The following is a 16256-nucleotide window of genomic DNA, read 5'->3' on the forward strand; positions in this document are numbered from 1 at the left end:
GCCCGACCCCACTGACAATTCATGCGGGCAGCCTCGGGCCCACGCGGACCGCCCGGCCTACGCGGGTGCCATCAGCAACGGCCGGGCCCGCTCCCGCAGCTCCACCACCCGCGGCTCGTCCCCGTACGGCTCGAGCCGGTGCAGCAGGTCCTTCACGTACTCCGTGGTCCGCGCGGACGAGATCCGCCCGGCCACTTCGAGTGCCCGGGTTCCCTGCTCGCACGCCGCGTCCAGGTTCCCCGACTCCAGCTCGGCGACCGCCGACACCACGAGCCGCAGCCCGTGCGAGCGCACGAACTCCTCGGTGGGCTTCGACAGCGCCTGCTCCGTGAAGCGCCGCACCTGGCGGGGCGCCTTCAGATCCCGGTAGCACTCGGCCGCGTCCGCCGCGAACCGGTCGTAGGAGTAGAAGCCCAGCCACGAGGGGTCGGTGTCGCCGTCGCGCGCCCGTTCCAGCCAGCCCTCGGCGGCCCGCAGCGCGCCCCCGGCCGCGTGCCCGTCACCGGTGCGCGCGTGCGCGCGTGCCTCGATGAGCCGGAAGAAGCTCATGGTCCTGGCCGTCGCGAGCCCCCGGTTGCGCTCGATGGCGGCCTGCGCGAGGTCGACGCCCTCGTCACCGAACCCGCGGTAGGTGGCCTGCAGCGACATGGAGGCCAGTACGTAACCGCCCAGCGGCACGTCCGCCGCCGCGCGCGCGAGCCGGAGCGCCTGGATGTAGTAGCGCTGCGCCGCCTCCTGTTGCCCGGTGTCGAACGCCATCCACCCTGCCAGGCGCGTCAGTTCGGCAGCCGCCCCGAACAGTGAGCGACCCACCTCGTCCGAGTACGAGCCGAGCAGCAGCGGCGCCGCCTCCACCCGAAGGCACTCGGGCACCATCGACGAACGCCAGTCCCCGCCCCCGTACTTGGAGTCCCAGCGCCGCGCGTCCTCCGCGGCCTCCCGCAGCTTCTGCACGTCGCTGTGGCCGACCTTCTGCGGTGCGCCGTCCTCCACGTGGTGCGCCTCCCGGGCCACCGAGGAGTCGGCCGGGGTTATCAGCCACCGGGACGCGGGCGTCGCGTACGCGCTCACCGCGAAGGAACCGGCCAGCGACTGCCAGATCCCGCCGCCGCCCGCCCGCCGCCCGGCGAGGTCGAGCCGGTACAGCTCCGTCGCGGACCTCACCGCCTGCCGTACGTCGCGCGGGAAGGCGAGGCCCACCTCGGGCGCGGGGTCCGCGTCGGCCAGGCCGATCTCGTGCAGCGGCACGGGCCGGCCGAGCTTCTGGCCGATCGCGGCGGCGATGAGGTGCGGGGCGGCGCCCTGCGGCACCATGCCCTTCGACACCCAGCGCGCCACCGACGTCTTGTCGTAGCGCAGCGTCAAGCCCCTTTGCGACCCCAGGTCGTTGACGCGGCGGGCGAGTCCTGCGTTGCTGATTCCCGCGAGGGCGAGAACGGCGCCGAGCTTTTCGTTCGGCCCGCGTTGCTCCCTGGACATGAGCCACCCCTCGACACAGACGGCTGCCGCGCCGGGCACCACGCCGACTTTTTCGGCCTGGCATAACCGCGCGGCATTCGTACACACAGCGTAGTTCGCCGCATCCCAAGCGTTAAGGGTCGTCATTCCGGATGGCGGGATTGTTGTCCGTACTGAAGTACGGCGCAGGCCACGCCGTGTGACCGTGTGCTCCGGGCGTGGTGCCGTGCGCCCGTGCGTGCGCTCTTACCGGGACGGTGGGCCGGCGGTTGCATGGGACCTGCGTGGGTCGGCCCGCTGTACTGGATCCAGTGGGCTGGGGGACACCGCCGCCTACATCCCCGCGGGCGGCGGACCGGTCCGGGAGGTGATGTGCGCCTCCCGGACTGTATGCCCACACGCTGTGGCCGAAGCGGGGTGTTCAGCTCCGGCCAACCACGGCCGATTTGGCCGAATCTCGCCCCTGTCATCCGGACTCGCCCGGGTCGTACCACGGTTCAACCACGGCTCAAATGGGGCGCATTAGGGGGAGCGTACGCCACCTCCCGGCCGCTCCTTCCCTTCGCCGTGTCCCCTCTTTGGGGCCGCCTTCGTGGCAGCATGGGGACCCCTTGTGTTGTCCACAGCCTGTGGAGGCGGCGATGCGCTGGTTGGTGGGGTGGAGCAGTGCCGCCTCCGGGCCCGTTGCGCTCGGTTCCGCGGGTGCCATGGGATCCGAGGGCGAAACGGTACATCCGGTCGGCTCCCAACTCCTGTGGGGCGACCCGGATCCGCTGTGGGCGGTCGGCGACTGGCGCGCCGACGAAGTGCGCATCGTGAAGGCCGACGACCAGACGCGGATCGCGGTCCTCGGCGTCTGCGGAGCCTCCGACGAGCAGCTGCGGGTGGGCCTGTTCGCCGCGCGCGGCGGCGCCCTGCGCCACCTCACGGCCTGGCCCGGCAGCTACACCGCCGTCGTCCAAGTGGGCCGCCGCGTCACGGTGGTGGGCGACCTCGCGGGCGCGCGCCCCGTGTTCCACACCCCCTGGGCGGGCGGCACCGCGTACGCGACGGCGGCGCTCCCGCTCGCCGACCTCATCGAAGCCAACCTGGACGTGGGGCACTTGGCGGCGCTCCTCGCCGCGCCCGACGTCCCGGAGGCGCTGCACGACTCGACGCCGTACCAGGGGGTCCACCGCATCCCGCCGGGCCACGCGCTGATCCTGCGCACCGGGTCCCGCGAGATCGCCGGCTACGAACCGGTGGCCTCGCTCGCCGTGGGCGTGGGCGCCGTCGACCCGGAGAGCGCCGTGGACGACGTGCGCGACGCCCTCGTCGAGGCGGTGCGGACGCGGCTCGCGGCGCCCCGGCACGTGCCCGGCACCGACCTGGACCCCGGGCCCGTGCCCGGCATGGGCCCCGCCGAGCGGCGGGCCGCACGCGGCATGCCCGTGCCCGGCATCGGCGCCGACGTCTCCGGGGGGCCGGCGTCCGGCACCCTCGCCCTCCTCGCGGCGGGCCTGCCCGGCATGCCCGGTACGGTCCTCGGGCACGGCACGGGCGCGGGCGAGCGCCTTCTGGCGGTCACCTTCAACGACCGCTCGGCGCGCGCGGACCAGCACGAGGCGGAGCTGGAGAGAGCCGGGGCGCTCGCCGCGAACCCACGCCTCCACCACGTAGTGGTGGCGGCAGGCGAAGAGGCGCTCCCGTACGCCGAGTTGGACGGGCCACTGACCGACGAGCCGAGCCCGTCGCTCATCACGGCCGCCCGCCACCGCGCCCGCCTCGTCTCCGGCAGCGCCGACCACTTCACCGGCTACGGGGCCCGCCAGGTCCTGGACGCCCACCCGGCGCGCCTCGCCGACCTGTTGATGGACCGGCAGCGCCGCCACATGCTGCGCCCCGTCGCGGCGCTCACGAAGGCCGACGGTTCCCTCACGGTGCCGGCGCGCGTCTACGGAGCGGCCAGAAAGCTCGCCCGTACGCCCTACAAGGCGGGCCTCGAAGGGCTCTCCAGCCGGCTCCTGCAGCAGAACTTCGAGGAGCCGGGCGGTGCCGTCGGAGCCTCGCTCGCCGCCCTCGCGTGGGCCAGACCGGGGCCCGCCGCACGCTGGCTGACCGGAGAGGCACTCGCTGAAGTATCGGTTCGCCTCCACGACGGCAAGACCCGCCCGGGGCCGGGCCCAGGGCAGCGTCCCGGCGAGTTCCGCGCCCGCGCGAGCCTCACCCGGCACGCGGCGGACCTGCGCATCCTCGAACAGGCCGCCGAGGTCCGCTTCCAGCGCCTGCACGCGCCCTTCCTCGACAACCAGGTCGTCCGCGCCTGCCGCGCCCTGCCCGAGGCGCTGCGCGTCCAGCCCGGCGCCCGCGCCGAGATCCTGCGCCGGGTCCTCGAAGGCGCGGGCGTCAGCGAACTGCCGCCCGGCTGGGGCGCGCCCTCCCACGCCTCGTCGTCCGCCGCGACCCGCGCCGGACTCCGTCTCGCCGCGGACCAGCTCATCGGGCTCTTCGACACGCCGCTGCTCGCGCAGACGGGCCTGATCGAGGCCCGCGTGGTCCGCAAGGCCCTGCGTTCCGCGGCCGACGGCGAGCCGCTGCCGCTCGACGGCCTCGCTGATCTGGTCGCCCTCGAACTGTGGCTGCGCCGCCTCCTCGCCCGCCGCGGCACCTGCTGGACCGGCACCCCGGCACGCGCGCGTGCGGTGCCGACGGGGAGCGTCGTCCCGGAGCGCGCCCTGGGAGCGGGACCGCGGTAGCGGCAGCTCCGGGCAAAATGCCGGGCCCGCACGGTGCGCAGCGGCGACAATGCCTCAGTGCAGTACAAGATCCTGGGCACCACACAGGCATACGACGACGAGGGCACCCCCGTGCCCGTGGGCGGCCCCCGGCTGCGGGCCCTGCTCACGTCCCTGGCCCTGCACGCCCCGCACACCGCCCCCACCGACGCGCTCATCGACGACGTCTGGGCCGACGACCCGCCCGCCGACGCCCCGGCGGCCCTGCAGGCCCTGGTCGGCCGGCTCCGCCGCACCCTCGGCAAGGCGGCGGTCGCCTCCGAGGCCGGCGGCTACCGTCTCGCCGCCGCCCGCCCGGACATCGACCTGTACGTCTTCGAACGCCTGGCCCGTGAGGGCGCGGCGGCCCTCGCCGCCGACGCCCCCGAGACCGCCGCCCGCACCCTGCGGGACGCGCTCGCCCTGTGGCGCGGCCCGGCCCTCGTCGACCTCCCCGACCACACGGCCGGCACCCGCCACGAGGCCCGCCGCCAGGACGCCGTCCGCGCGCGCGTGGAGGCGGACCTGCGCCTGGGGCGCGCCGCCGACCTCGTACCCGAGCTGCGCGAGCTCACGACCGCGTACCCGTACGACGAGCCGCTGCATGCCCTTTTGATCCGTGCGCTGCGTGATTCGGGCCGGGGAGCGGATGCGCTGGCCGCTTATGAGGAGGTGCGGCGTGTGCTGGCGGATGGGCTGGGGGCGGATCCGGGGCCGGAACTCTCCGCTCTGCACGTGGAGTTGCTCAACGCCTCCGTCCCGAGCGCCCACCCCGGGGTGACGTCTCGGGGCTCTGCCCCGGACCCCGCGCCTCAATCGCCGGCGGGGCTTGAAATGCCCGCCCCACCGGCCCGAACCGGGAATCTTCGCCCACGCCTGAACTCGTTCGTCGGGCGGGAACCCGAACTGGCCGCCATCCGTTCCCAGTTGCGAGGAGCACGCCTGGTGACGCTCACGGGCCCGGGCGGCTCCGGCAAGACCCGCCTCGCGGAGGAGGCCGCAGCGCCCCTCCCGCACGCGTGGCTGGTCGAGCTGGCGCCGCTCGACGATCCGGAGGCGGTGCCCGGCGCGGTGGTCAGCGCACTGGACCTGCGCGAGACGGTCCTGATGACGAACGAGTTGTCGGGCCCGCAGACCGATCCGACCAGCCTCCTGGTAGAGCACTGCGCACACCGCAGCCTGCTCCTGATCCTTGACAACTGCGAGCACGTCATCGGAGCGGCGGCCCAGCTCGCCGAGACCCTCCTCACGCGCTGCCCCGGCCTCACGATCCTCGCCACCAGCCGCGAACCCCTCGGCGTACCGGGGGAGTCCGTGCGCCCCGTCGAGCCGCTGCCACCGGACCCCGCCCACCGCCTGTTCGCCGAGCGGGCCGCGGCGGTCCGCCCCGGCTTCGACCCCAGCCAGGACCGGGCGGCCGTCGCCGAGATCTGCCGCCGGCTCGACGGGCTGCCGCTCGCCATCGAGCTGGCGGCGGCCCGCCTCAGGCTGCTCACGCCCCGCCAGATCGCGGACCGGCTCGACGACCGCTTCCGCCTGCTGACCGGCGGCAGCCGCACGGTGCTTCCGCGCCAGCAGACCCTCCGCGCGGTCGTCGACTGGTCCTGGGACCTGCTCGACGAGCGGGAGCGCAACACCCTGTGCGAGCTCTCCGTCTTCGCCGGCGGCTGGGACCTGGAGGCGGCGGAGGCCGTGTGCTCTAGCGGCGAGGTCGCCGACGTCATCGGCTCCCTCCTGGACAAGTCCCTGCTCGTCGCAGCGCCCCACCAGGAGCAGCGCGCCGCGGGCATGCGCTACCGCATGCTGGAGACCATCCACGAGTACGCCACGGAGCGCGCCGCGCAGGCCCCCGAGCTCCTGGCCGAGGCCGAGCGGCGGCACACCGCCCACCTGCGCGCGCTGGTCGAGGCCGCCGACCCCGAGCTGCGCTCCGCCGAGCAACTCCCGTGGATCCAGCGCCTGGAGGCCGAGCTGGACAACATCCGCGCGGCGCTGACCCGCGTCACCTCAAGGCAGGGCCCCGCCGACCTGGAGTCGGCGATCGCCCTGGCGCTGCACATGGGCTGGTTCTGGTGGCTGCGCAACTACCGGCACGAGGGGTCGAACTGGGTCGAGCGCATCATGGGCATGCTGCCGGACGGTGTGCTCCCCGAGGACACCGAGGACCCGATGTACTGGCCGCAGATGAATCTGCGGCTGCTCTCCCTGTTCCTGCTCTCCGAGGTTTACCCGCACAGCACGGTGGCGGACGAGGAACAGCGCGCGTACGCGCTGCGCGTGCAGTCCGTCTTCGCGCCGCCCAATCCGCAGGGAGCCCGCTTCCCCGGCATCATCTGGCCGTTCACGCTGTTCCTGCTCGACGGCCGCGACGTGCGGGCCGACCTGGACGCCGCCGTCGCCAACTGCCGCCGTTTCGGCGGCGATTGGGAGCTCGGCGTCACCCTGATGTTCCGTGCGCACATGGCGGTCGACATGCCGGGCAACATGAGCGGCGTCGACGACGACCTCGCCGAGCTGCGGGACCTGAGCCGCAGGGTGGGCGACCGCTGGATGCGGGCCCAGGTGTGCAGCGCGGCGGGCGAGGCGGCCATGGGGCGCGGCCGGTTCGAGGAGGCCAAGGGCGAGTACGAGGAGGCGCTGCTGCTCGCCTACGAAGTGGGGGCGTACGCCGAGTCGCCGTTCCTCATGGCGCGCCTCGCGGAGATCGCCTTCCGTGCGGGCGACCGGGACACCGCGAAGAAGACGCTCGACATGGCGACCGCGGAGGCGGAGCGGTACGGGGTGGTCGACAGTGCGGCCTTCGCCCGGCTGCTGCGGGCCTACCTCGCCCTGTCGGAAGGCGACGTGGCCCGTGCGCGCGAGCACTGCGACGCCTCGCGCGCGGTGGCCGAGGGCGGCACTCCGCCACCGCAGTTCGTCGCGGCCCTCGGAGTGGTCGACGCGCGCGTCACGGCGGCCGAGTCGGGCCCCGGGGCCGGCCTCGTGAAGGTGGTCGGCCTGCTGCGCGACGAGGTCCTGGGGCAGACGGCGGAGTCGGTGACGGCGGGTCTCGTCGACGTCGGCGCCGGACTGCACGCGCGCGAGGGCGACATGGCGCGCGCCGTGCGCCTGTTCGCGGCCGCCGACGTGATGCGCGCCGGTCTGCCGAGGTCGATGCCGGAGCGCGAGGAGTACGAGGAGGCGGAGTCCCGCGCGCGGGCCGAGCTGGGCGACGCGCGGTACGAGGCCGAGCGCGCGGCGGGCGCCGCGCTCACGAACGAAGGGCTGCTCGCGGACCTGGATCCGTCAGAAGGGCGTTAGCCGCGCCCCCCGCCTCCCGTCACGTGCAGGTGAAGCGGGACTCCGCCCAGTCAGCAACCGCCACCGAGTCGGCCGGGCTCTTCGGCTCGGTGACCAGCCGGATCGACTTCGCCCCCGACACGTTCACATGCACCGGCACCGCCGCCTGTCGGCCCTTGACCACGGACGAACTCCAGGCCCGCGCCCCGTCGACGTAGACGGAGAACCGGACGGCGCCGAGCCCGAGCGTCATGTCGTCGACACCGGCATACGCGTCGTACGTCGTGCAGCTGCGGTTGAGGTCGATGGTGACGGACGACTCGGAGTGCACCGAGACGCCCTTCGCGTACTGCTTGTCGGCGATCGACATGCCGTAGCGCTGCCACACCCAGCTGCTCTCGCCGAGGCGGATCTCCGGCTGCGAGCCGTCCCCGGTGGTGTCGTACCGCAGCTCGTTCACCGGGAAGACCTTCGGGGCCGGCGGGGGCGTGGGCTTCGGGGTCGGCTTGGGCGGCGTCGGCTTGGGAGCCGGCGGCTTCGGCTTCGGAGGCGTCGGCTTGGGCGTCGGCTTCGGGGGAGGCGTGGGCTTCGGGGTCGGCTTGGGCGGGGTCGGCTTGGGGGCCGGCGGCTTCGGCTCCGGCTGCGGAGGCTTCGGCTCGGGCTTCGGCTTCTTCGGCTCGATCGGCTGCGAGGCGGGCGGCGGCGCCTTCTCGCGCGCCTCCGGCTTCGGCTTCGGATCGCCGCCCGTGAGCGCCATCGCCAGCGCGACGGCGGTGCCCGCGGCCACCACACCGGCCGCGATGCCCGCCTTCGCGGGCGCCCCGAGCCCCTCGGAGGCCGCTCCGCCGGCGGCGCCGCCGCTCGTGGAGCCGCCGCCCGTCGCCGCGGCCGCACCGGCCCCGGCCGCGCCCGCCGCACTCGCGGCGCCACCGCCGATGAACGCCGCGGCCTTCGCGTACCCGGCGGCTCCGAACCACCCGATGACCGCGATCGGCACGACACCGGGGATGCCGCTGGCGACTTCCTTGATCTGGCCGGCCGCGAGCCGGCACTTGGCGCACTCGTCCATGTGCTTGCGCAGGCCGCGCTCCGCCCGGGTGCGCAGGCTGCCGCGCGCGTAGGCGCCGAGCCGGTCCGCGTAGCGGGCGCACTCCTCGGACTGGGTGAGCGTGGTCGAGACATGGGCCTGGAGGTAGGCCTCCTTCAGGCCTTCGCGGGCGCGCTTGGCGAGCACGCGCGTGCCGTTGGCGTCCAGCCCGAAGAGTGTGGCCACCTCGCTGGGCGACTCCTCCTCGACCTCCGTGTGCCACAGCACGGCCTGCCAGCGCTCCGGCAGCGAGCGGAAGGCCTGCATGGCCATCGACTGCTCGGCCTCGTGCATCGCGCGGACGTCGGCGCCCAGGTCGAGCGTGTCGTCGTCGCTGGCCTCCAGCGAGCGCGCGTCCTGCGTGGCGAACACGGCGAAGTCGTCGACGAGGTGCTCGCGCTTCGCCGACTTCGTCCAGCCCGCGGCGACGCGGCGCACGGTGGTCAGCAGATAGGCGCGCACCGCGTGCTCGGGTCCGCTGCCGCTGCGCACCGCCTGGAGGGTGCGGGCGAAGACCTCGGCCGTGAGGTCGTCGGCGGTGTGCCCGTCGCGGCAGCAGGTGCGCGCGTAGCGGCGCACGGCCGCGGAGTGGCGGCGGTACAGCTCTTCGTAGGCGCCGTCGTCGCCGGCGCGCATGCGGCCGATCAGGTCGGCATCGGAGGACGGCGCAGGCGCTTCGCCGTCGACACCGCCCGAGCCGCTCTCGCGCTGAGGCGGCACGGACGCCTGCATGTCCGGCTGCTCGGCCGGCGTGCGCCCCGGACCGCCCTGGCTCGGCACCTGCCGCGGGGGCGGGCTCTCGGCACTTGTCCCGCCGCCCTCGGGCCGCTGCTCGTCCCGCCCGTCAACGCTCATTGCGGAATGCCCCCGACCGCCCACTCTGACCCGATCACCGGGAAAGAGTGCCACACACACGGGCCCCCGAAGTGGTTGCTGCACGGCAACCACTCATCCGTGGAGATTTCGCGTGCGCGATCCCTAAGGATCACCCGTTCGGGGAAGCCTCAACCGCCGTGTTGTCAACGAGAGTTGACCGCGAGTGACGGTGTCGTCGACTCGCGGTCACCTCCTCGGTTCGGTGAGGATCCGAGCGCTCACGCCGGCCGCGAGCGCAGCCCCTCGAGCAGGATGTCGAGCAGTCGGGCGGAGGCCGCCTCCTGCTGCACGGCGTCCGGGAGCGACGGGGCCGCCGTCGCGATGACCAGCAGCACGTCCGACACGGTCACGTCGGCGCGCAGCTCACCGGCCTCCCGGGCGCGGTCCACGAGCCGGCCCACGACATCGAGGAGCGTCGCGGCGCCCGCGTCGTCCGCGGGCAGGCCCTCGCCGCCGACCGCCGGCTGTTGCTCGACGAGCCGCAGCTCCGGTGTCGCGGCACGCTGCTCGGGCACGCGCGGCTCGCCGCGCACGCCCTCCTCGGAGTCGGCGACCCCGACCCGCAGCACCTGCGGAGGCAGCAGTCGCCCCGCGCCCGAGGCGACCGAGGTCCGCAGGAAGCGCGAGAGCGCCGACCACGGCTCGTCCTCCTGGCCGAGCGCCGTGCGTGCCTGGTCGGTCAGCCGCGCGGTCTCCTCCTCGGCGATCCGCCGCACCAGTACGTCCTTGCTGGGAAAGCGCCGGTACACCGTGCCCACCCCGACGCGGGCGCGACGCGCCACGTCCTCCATGGGCGCCCCGTACCCCAGCTCGCCGAAGACCTCCCTGGCCGCGCGCAGCACATGCTCGAGATTGCGCTGTGCGTCCACACGCAGCGGCGTGGAGCGCGAACTGTCGCCCGCTCCCCGCCCGTTGGCCCCCGTGTGCGCGCCCGAGGGCGCGACGGCAGAGGCTGAGGTCCAATGAGAGTCCTGAATGTGCATATGTGTTCCCCCGGTAATGACGTCTCCCCCCGGAGACACTCCCCGCCATTGTCTGTCGGAGCCGGAGGAACAGACAGCGATTTCCGGGAGCGCTTCCCGATCGCCCGCGTATCCCCCCAGACACCCCGACAGGAGACGAACATAGTTGAGCCGGAGGCGATTCAGAAGAGGCAGGTTCCGCACCGGGCGCCCCTCGAAAGGAGTATGTGCGGGATTTCGCCATGACGGCCCCGCCGCCCCGCGCCCCGGCCGACGGCCCCGCTGCCGACGCTGACCTGGGCACCTCCCGCGCGTGCGGCTCGACCGCCGGTCCAGAAGGGGTACTTCTGGTCGTCATACAAATGGTCGGGACTGTGGACAAACGCATGGGCCCGATGCGTCATGGGAGGGTGAGGGAACCTGCGCGCATTCTTGTAGTCGGCGGCGGATACGTCGGGATGTACACGGCCCTGCGGCTCCAGAAGAAGCTCAAACCGGAGCTCAAGAGCGGTGCCGTGGAGATCGTCGTGATCACCCCCGACCCGTACATGACCTATCAGCCTTTCCTGCCGGAGGCCGCCGCAGGATCGATCTCGCCGCGCCACGTCGTCGTCCCGCTGCGCCGCGCGCTCGACCTGTGCCAGGTGATCGTCGGCGAGGCGCAGTCCATCGACCACGCCAAGCGCACGGCCACGTACACCACGCTCGCCAGCGACGAGGAGGGCACGGGCGCGGCCGCCCTCACCTACGACGAGCTGGTCCTCGCGCCGGGCTCGGTCTCCCGCACGCTCCCGGTCCCCGGGCTCGCCGACTTCGGCATCGGGTTCAAGACCGTCGAGGAGGCCATCGGCCTGCGCAACCACGTCATCGAACAGCTCGACATTGCCTCCTCCACGCGCGACCCGGCGATCCGCGACGCGGCGCTGACCTTCGTCTTCGTAGGAGGCGGGTACGCGGGCGTGGAGGCGCTCGGCGAGCTGGAGGACATGGCCCGGTACGCGGCGAAGTACTACCACAACGTCAAGGCCGAGGACCTGAAGTGGATCCTCGTGGAGGCGTCGGACCGGGTCCTGCCCGAAGTGGGCCCGGAGATGGGCCAGTACACGATCCGCGAACTGCGCGGGCGCAACATCGACGTACGCCTGGAGACCCGGCTCGAATCCTGCGAGCACCGCGTAGCGGTGCTCAGCGACGGCTCCCGCTTCCCCACGCGCACCGTCGTGTGGACCGCAGGCGTCAAGCCGAGTCCGCTGCTCGCCGCCACCGACCTGCCGCTGAACGAACGCGGGCGCCTCAAGTGCACCGCCGCGCTCGCCGTCGACGGCGCCCCGCACGCGTGGGGAGCCGGCGACGCCGCGGCGGTCCCGGACGTCACGGCACCCGGCAAGGAGTGCGCGCCCAACGCCCAGCACGCGGTGCGCCAGGCCCGCACGCTCGGCGACAACATCGCGGCCTCCGTACGCGGCGAACCGCTCACCGACTACGCGCACTCCTACGCCGGTTCGGTGGCATCGCTCGGCCTCCACAAGGGCGTCGCGCACGTCTACGGCCGCAAACTGAAGGGCTACCCTGCCTGGTTCATGCACCGCGTCTACCACCTCAGCAGGGTGCCCACCGTGAACCGCAAGGCCCGCGTCCTGACCGAATGGACGCTCTCCGGTCTGTTCAAGCGGGAGATCGTCTCGCTGGGCTCGCTGGAACAGCCCCGCGCCGAGTTCGAACTCGCGGCCGGAGCGGTCCCTCCTACGGACCCATCTGGCGGACCCTCCCGCGACACCCCGCAAGGGCCTCCGGAAAACCCGAAGGGGTCGCCCTGACCGCGCTGTTGACGCCCCTGACGGAGCACCGGTGACCGGAGCGCGGAACTCCCGCCCGCGGACCGGCGTCTGACGTTTGTCAGTACGGTCGGCCAGACTGGTCCACGACCCCGGGCGGGCCCCTCGCCCACCCTCGAACCCACGAGGCTTTTCCCCTGTGAACTTCACGCGCTGGAGCGCCCGGCTCCCCGGAACGCAGCGCCGCGCAGCGGCGCGGGCCGACCACGGCGGACCCCAGCGGGCCGACGGCGCGGTCCCCGCGGCCCGCGCCGAGCACCTGTCCGCGCAGGCACCCGGCGAGGAGGGCGGCGTCGACGAGCTGCCCGTACGCGAGGTCCTGGACCGCATCCCCGCCCTCGTCGCCCTGGTGCACGGCCCCGAGCACCGCATCGCGTACGTCAACGACGCCTACGTCGCGGCCTTCGGCGAGCGCACCGCCGGCGAGCCCGCCCACGAGGCACTGCCCGAGCTCGACGAGCTCAGCCTGCTCCCGTTCCTCGACCAGGTGCTGCGCAGCGGCAAGCCCCGCACGGTCAAGTCACGCAAGACCTCGGGCGGCCGCTCGTACACCGTCACCTGCACCCCGCTGCAGACGGCGGAAGGCCCCGGCGTGCTGATCTTCGCCGCCGACGTCACCGACCACGCGGAGGCAGCCGAGCGCCTGCGCACCAGCGAACGCGAACAGCGCGAGACGGCGGTCACCCTCCAACGCTCGCTGCTGCCCCAGGAGTTGGAGGAACCCGACGACCTGCGGATCGCCGCCACCTACCTGCCCGGCGGCACCGAGGCCGCGGTCGGCGGCGACTGGTACGACGTGATCACCCTCGGCGGCGGCCGCACGGCCCTGGTGATCGGCGACGTCATGGGCCGCGGCGTCCGCGCGGCGGCGGTCATGGGCCAGCTCCGCACGGCGGTCCGCGCCTACGCGCGCCTGGACCTGCCCCCGCACGAGGTCCTGCAACTGCTCGACGGTCTGGCTACGGAGATCGACCCGCACCAGATCGCCACCTGCGTCTACGCCGTCCACGATCCGAACGAGGGCCGCCTCGTCTACGCGTCCGCCGGCCACCTGCCGATCCTCGTACGCGACGAGAACGGCACGATCCACCGCGCCGACGAACCCACGGGCCCGCCGCTCGGCACCGGCGGCTGGCTGCACGCCTCGGGCTCGGTGCCGCTCGGCGTCGGATCCACGGCGGTCATGTACACCGACGGCCTGGTGGAGCGGCGCGACGAGGACATCGACGAAGGAGTGGCCGCGCTCGAGAACGCCCTGGCGGGCGCGACCGGCACGCCCCAGGTGGTCTGCGACCGCCTGATCCGGGCGGCCGGTGTCACGGCCGAGCACGACGACGACGTCGCGGTCCTGGTCCTCCAGCACCCGGCCCGCAAGGGAACCGACGGCGAGCGCTTCCGCAACGCGGCGCTCGAACTGCTCGGCGGCGTGGAGGCGGCACCACGCGCGCGTGCCTTCGCGTCCGGCGTCCTCACCAGCTGGCGCTTCGCCGACGAACTCCACGACCTGGGCGTCCTCGCGGCCAGCGAACTCGTCGCCAACTCCCTCCAGCACGGCACCCCGCCCATGCGGCTGAGACTGCGCCGCACGGACCGCCGCCTGATCATCGAGGTGACCGACGGGGACGACCACCTGCCGCGCCGCCGCCGCGCGGAACCGGCGGACGAGGCGGGCCGCGGCATCGCGATCGTCGCCACGATCGCCTCGAACTGGGGCTCGCGGCGCACGCCGGGCGGCGGCAAGGCGGTCTGGTGCGAGTTCGTGCTGCCGGAAGGCGCGGGCTGAGGAGCTACGCCTCCGCGGCGGCCGGCTCCGGCGTACTGCGCATGACCACGCGCGTGCCGGCCAGCGACGGCTGGTCCTGCACCGGCGTGAGCCGCTTGCCGAGCCGCAGCGCAAGCACGGTGATCGCCAGCGAGAACAGCACGAACGTCACGATGTACGGACCGTGCAGCGCGGCGCCCATCGGCCCGCCCACGGCAGGCCCGACCGCCAGCGCGAGCTGCTTCACCAGCGCGAAGGCCGAGTTGTACGTGCCGACCATGCCGGCCGGAGCGAGATCGGCGACGAGCGGCGCCACGGTCGGCGACAGCATCGCCTCACCAAGACCGAACAGTGCGTACGTGGAGATGAACGCGGCGGTGGCCATCGCCTGGCTCCCGTGCCCGACCCCCGCGTACCCGGCGAAGAGCCAGGCCACGGTCCAGATGAGCCCCACCGCGGCGATCACCCGCGAACGCTTCCGGCGCTCGACGAGCTTGAGCACGGCGAACTGGGCGACCACGATCATCGCCGTGTTGGCGGCGAGCGCGATGCCGAGCGTGGACGCGGAGATCCCGGCGGCCTCGACGCCGTAGGCGCTCAGCCCCGACTCGAACTGCCCGTAGCAGGCGAAGAACAGGACGAACCCGAGCACGCACAGCTGCACCATCGCCCGGTGCCCGAGCAGCGCGCGCATGCCGCCCTTGCCCTCGCCCTTCGGCACGGCCTCGCCGAGCGTGGGCGCGTGCGGCATCCGCACGGTCAGCACGATCCCGGCGAGCACCAGGAACATCACGGCCTCGATGGAGAAGAGCAGCAGGAAGCTGTCCGGCCTGGTCTCGTCGACGATCTGACCGCCGATGAGCCCGCCGATGCCGAGACCCAGGTTCTGCAGGAAGAACTGCGTCGCGAACGACCGCGTGCGCGTCTCCGGCGCGGAGCACCACACGATCATGGTCGCGAGCGCCGGCTGCAGCACCGCCGTCCCCGCGCCCAGCACCGCGGCGCCCACGATGGCCGCCGGTTCATTGGTGGCGAGCCCGAGGCCGACCGCTCCCACGGACGCCACGACCGAGGCCACGACGAGCACGGGCAGCGGGCCGCGCCGGTCGATGGCACGACCGGTGAAGGGCAGGACGACCAGGGCGGCCATGGCGAACGCGGCCAGCACGATGCCCGCCGCGCCGGCCCCAAGACCTCGGACCTCCGCCACGTACACGTAGAGGAACGGAACCGTGAAGCCGATCCCGAACGCGCTCAGCGCGCTGCCCACCTGAATCCGGCGCATCGCGGCGCCCATCGCCCTGGTCACGTTCACCTGCCCTTTCACTGGCCCGGCCACTGGTCCGGCTCTTAGTACTGAAGACTTAGAAGCTAAAGTTCGAAGCTAAAGAGTACACACGCAAGGACTTCAACGCCAATCACTCCCGTGCCATACTTCGCGCCATGGCGGACACCCCAGGCGCGCCGGCTGCCGAACCGACGCTCGAAGAGCAGATCGCCGCGTACCAGCGCGAGTTCCACGCCCTCGACCCCCAGGTCGAGCAGATCGTCTCGGCGCTCGGCAGACTCAACCGCCGCATGAACGTGGCGTACGGACGCCAGACCGCGGAGATCGGGATCAGCAACACCGACTGGGAGGTCCTCAAGGCCCTCGTCCTCTCGGGCGACCCGTACCGCCTGGGCCCCGGCGACCTCGCCAAGCGCCTCGGCCTGACGCCCGCCGCGATGACCCACCGCATCGACCGCATGGTCCAGGAGGGCCTGGTCACCCGGGACCGCGACGAGAACAACCGCGTCCGCGTCATCGTCGAGCTGACCGCGGAGGGCCGCGAGAAGTGGCTGGAGGCGATGCGCCTCGCCACGGTCTTCGAGGAGGACCTGCTCCAGGACCTCAACGCGAAGGAGCGCAGCGCCCTCGGCGAGGTCCTCACCCGTCTTCTACGTCGCGTGGAGGACGCCCAGCCGGACGCCGGCGGCCGCCTCAACGACCTCGACTGAAGTCGGCCACAGGGGAGGGTTGACACGGCCTTCCCCGGTCCGTAAGGTACCTCGGGTTGCCACGGGGCCGTAACGGTTCTGCGGCGACACATCCGCCGCTCAAGCGGCACCCAACCTCAGCACGATCTCCCAACCGGGATTCTATTCGGCATGCCCGAATTCAATTCCGAACCCCCGATTCGCTCGGGAGCCGGGAATCCGCTAATGTTTGGGACGTCGGAACGGCCCAACAGCCGGGAAGACAAG

At 73.2% G+C, this 16256-nt stretch carries 9 protein-coding genes; 5 read left to right on the plus strand and 4 right to left on the minus strand.

Annotated elements, in window-relative coordinates; translation table 11 throughout:
* Positions 1–57: 57 nt before the first annotated feature.
* Positions 58–1479: an MFS transporter gene (locus tag ACZ7L4_RS32355; RefSeq protein ID WP_472108125.1), complete on the minus strand. Its 1422-nt coding sequence runs from the start codon at positions 1477–1479 to the stop codon at positions 58–60.
* 620 nt (positions 1480–2099) lie between these two features.
* On the opposite strand from ACZ7L4_RS32355, the gene ACZ7L4_RS32360 reads away from it, so the two are divergent.
* Together ACZ7L4_RS32360 and ACZ7L4_RS32365 are read left to right on the plus strand one after the other, a co-directional pair.
* Positions 2100–4193, plus strand: a complete 2094-nt coding sequence (locus ACZ7L4_RS32360; RefSeq protein WP_472108127.1) for an asparagine synthase-related protein — start codon at positions 2100–2102, stop codon at positions 4191–4193.
* A gap of 57 nt (positions 4194–4250) precedes the next feature.
* Entirely contained in the window at positions 4251–7511 is a 3261-nt protein-coding gene (locus tag ACZ7L4_RS32365) for a BTAD domain-containing putative transcriptional regulator (protein WP_472108129.1), read from the plus strand.
* A gap of 19 nt (positions 7512–7530) precedes the next feature.
* Here the strand turns inward: ACZ7L4_RS32365 and ACZ7L4_RS32370 are convergent, their stop codons facing one another.
* Both ACZ7L4_RS32370 and ACZ7L4_RS32375 read right to left on the minus strand, forming a co-directional pair.
* The gene (locus ACZ7L4_RS32370) at positions 7531–9432 is read right to left on the minus strand and encodes a sigma-70 family RNA polymerase sigma factor (protein ID WP_472108131.1); all 1902 of its coding nucleotides are present in this window, start codon (positions 9430–9432) and stop codon (positions 7531–7533) included.
* Positions 9433–9671: 239 nt separating this feature from the next.
* Positions 9672–10436: a TetR/AcrR family transcriptional regulator gene (locus ACZ7L4_RS32375; protein ID WP_472108133.1), complete on the minus strand. Its 765-nt coding sequence runs from the start codon at positions 10434–10436 to the stop codon at positions 9672–9674.
* 374 nt (positions 10437–10810) lie between these two features.
* On the opposite strand from ACZ7L4_RS32375, the gene ACZ7L4_RS32380 reads away from it, so the two are divergent.
* The gene (locus ACZ7L4_RS32380) at positions 10811–12232 is read left to right on the plus strand and encodes an NAD(P)/FAD-dependent oxidoreductase (RefSeq protein ID WP_472108180.1); all 1422 of its coding nucleotides are present in this window, start codon (positions 10811–10813) and stop codon (positions 12230–12232) included.
* Positions 12233–12389: 157 nt separating this feature from the next.
* Entirely contained in the window at positions 12390–14033 is a 1644-nt protein-coding gene (locus ACZ7L4_RS32385; protein WP_472108135.1) for an ATP-binding SpoIIE family protein phosphatase, read from the plus strand.
* 4 nt (positions 14034–14037) lie between these two features.
* Here ACZ7L4_RS32385 and ACZ7L4_RS32390 read toward each other — a convergent pair whose 3' ends face one another.
* Positions 14038–15309 carry an MFS transporter gene (locus ACZ7L4_RS32390; RefSeq protein WP_472108181.1) on the minus strand — a complete coding sequence of 424 codons (1272 nt, stop codon included), beginning with the start codon at positions 15307–15309 and terminating at the stop codon, positions 14038–14040.
* Positions 15310–15455: 146 nt separating this feature from the next.
* Here ACZ7L4_RS32390 and ACZ7L4_RS32395 point away from each other — a divergent pair, with 146 nt between their 5' ends.
* Positions 15456–16010 (plus strand): MarR family winged helix-turn-helix transcriptional regulator, encoded by a 555-nt coding sequence (locus ACZ7L4_RS32395; RefSeq protein ID WP_450817892.1) that lies wholly within the window; start codon positions 15456–15458, stop codon positions 16008–16010.
* Positions 16011–16256: the final 246 nt, after the last annotated feature.

Source organism: Streptomyces sp. NPDC107575 (genome assembly GCF_055657265.1).

Excerpts from the sequence above, each read along its gene's own strand:
- ACZ7L4_RS32380 (WP_472108180.1), top strand. The coding sequence starts at position 10,811 with ATGCGTCATGGGAGGGTGAGGGAACCTGCGCGCATTCTTGTAGTCGGC.
- ACZ7L4_RS32375 (WP_472108133.1), bottom strand. The coding sequence starts at position 10,436 with ATGCACATTCAGGACTCTCATTGGACCTCAGCCTCTGCCGTCGCGCCC.
- ACZ7L4_RS32355 (WP_472108125.1), bottom strand. The coding sequence starts at position 1,479 with ATGTCCAGGGAGCAACGCGGGCCGAACGAAAAGCTCGGCGCCGTTCTC.
- ACZ7L4_RS32395 (WP_450817892.1), top strand. The coding sequence starts at position 15,456 with ATGGCGGACACCCCAGGCGCGCCGGCTGCCGAACCGACGCTCGAAGAG.
- ACZ7L4_RS32390 (WP_472108181.1), bottom strand. The coding sequence starts at position 15,309 with ATGGGCGCCGCGATGCGCCGGATTCAGGTGGGCAGCGCGCTGAGCGCG.
- ACZ7L4_RS32370 (WP_472108131.1), bottom strand. The coding sequence starts at position 9,432 with ATGAGCGTTGACGGGCGGGACGAGCAGCGGCCCGAGGGCGGCGGGACA.
- ACZ7L4_RS32360 (WP_472108127.1), top strand. The coding sequence starts at position 2,100 with ATGCGCTGGTTGGTGGGGTGGAGCAGTGCCGCCTCCGGGCCCGTTGCG.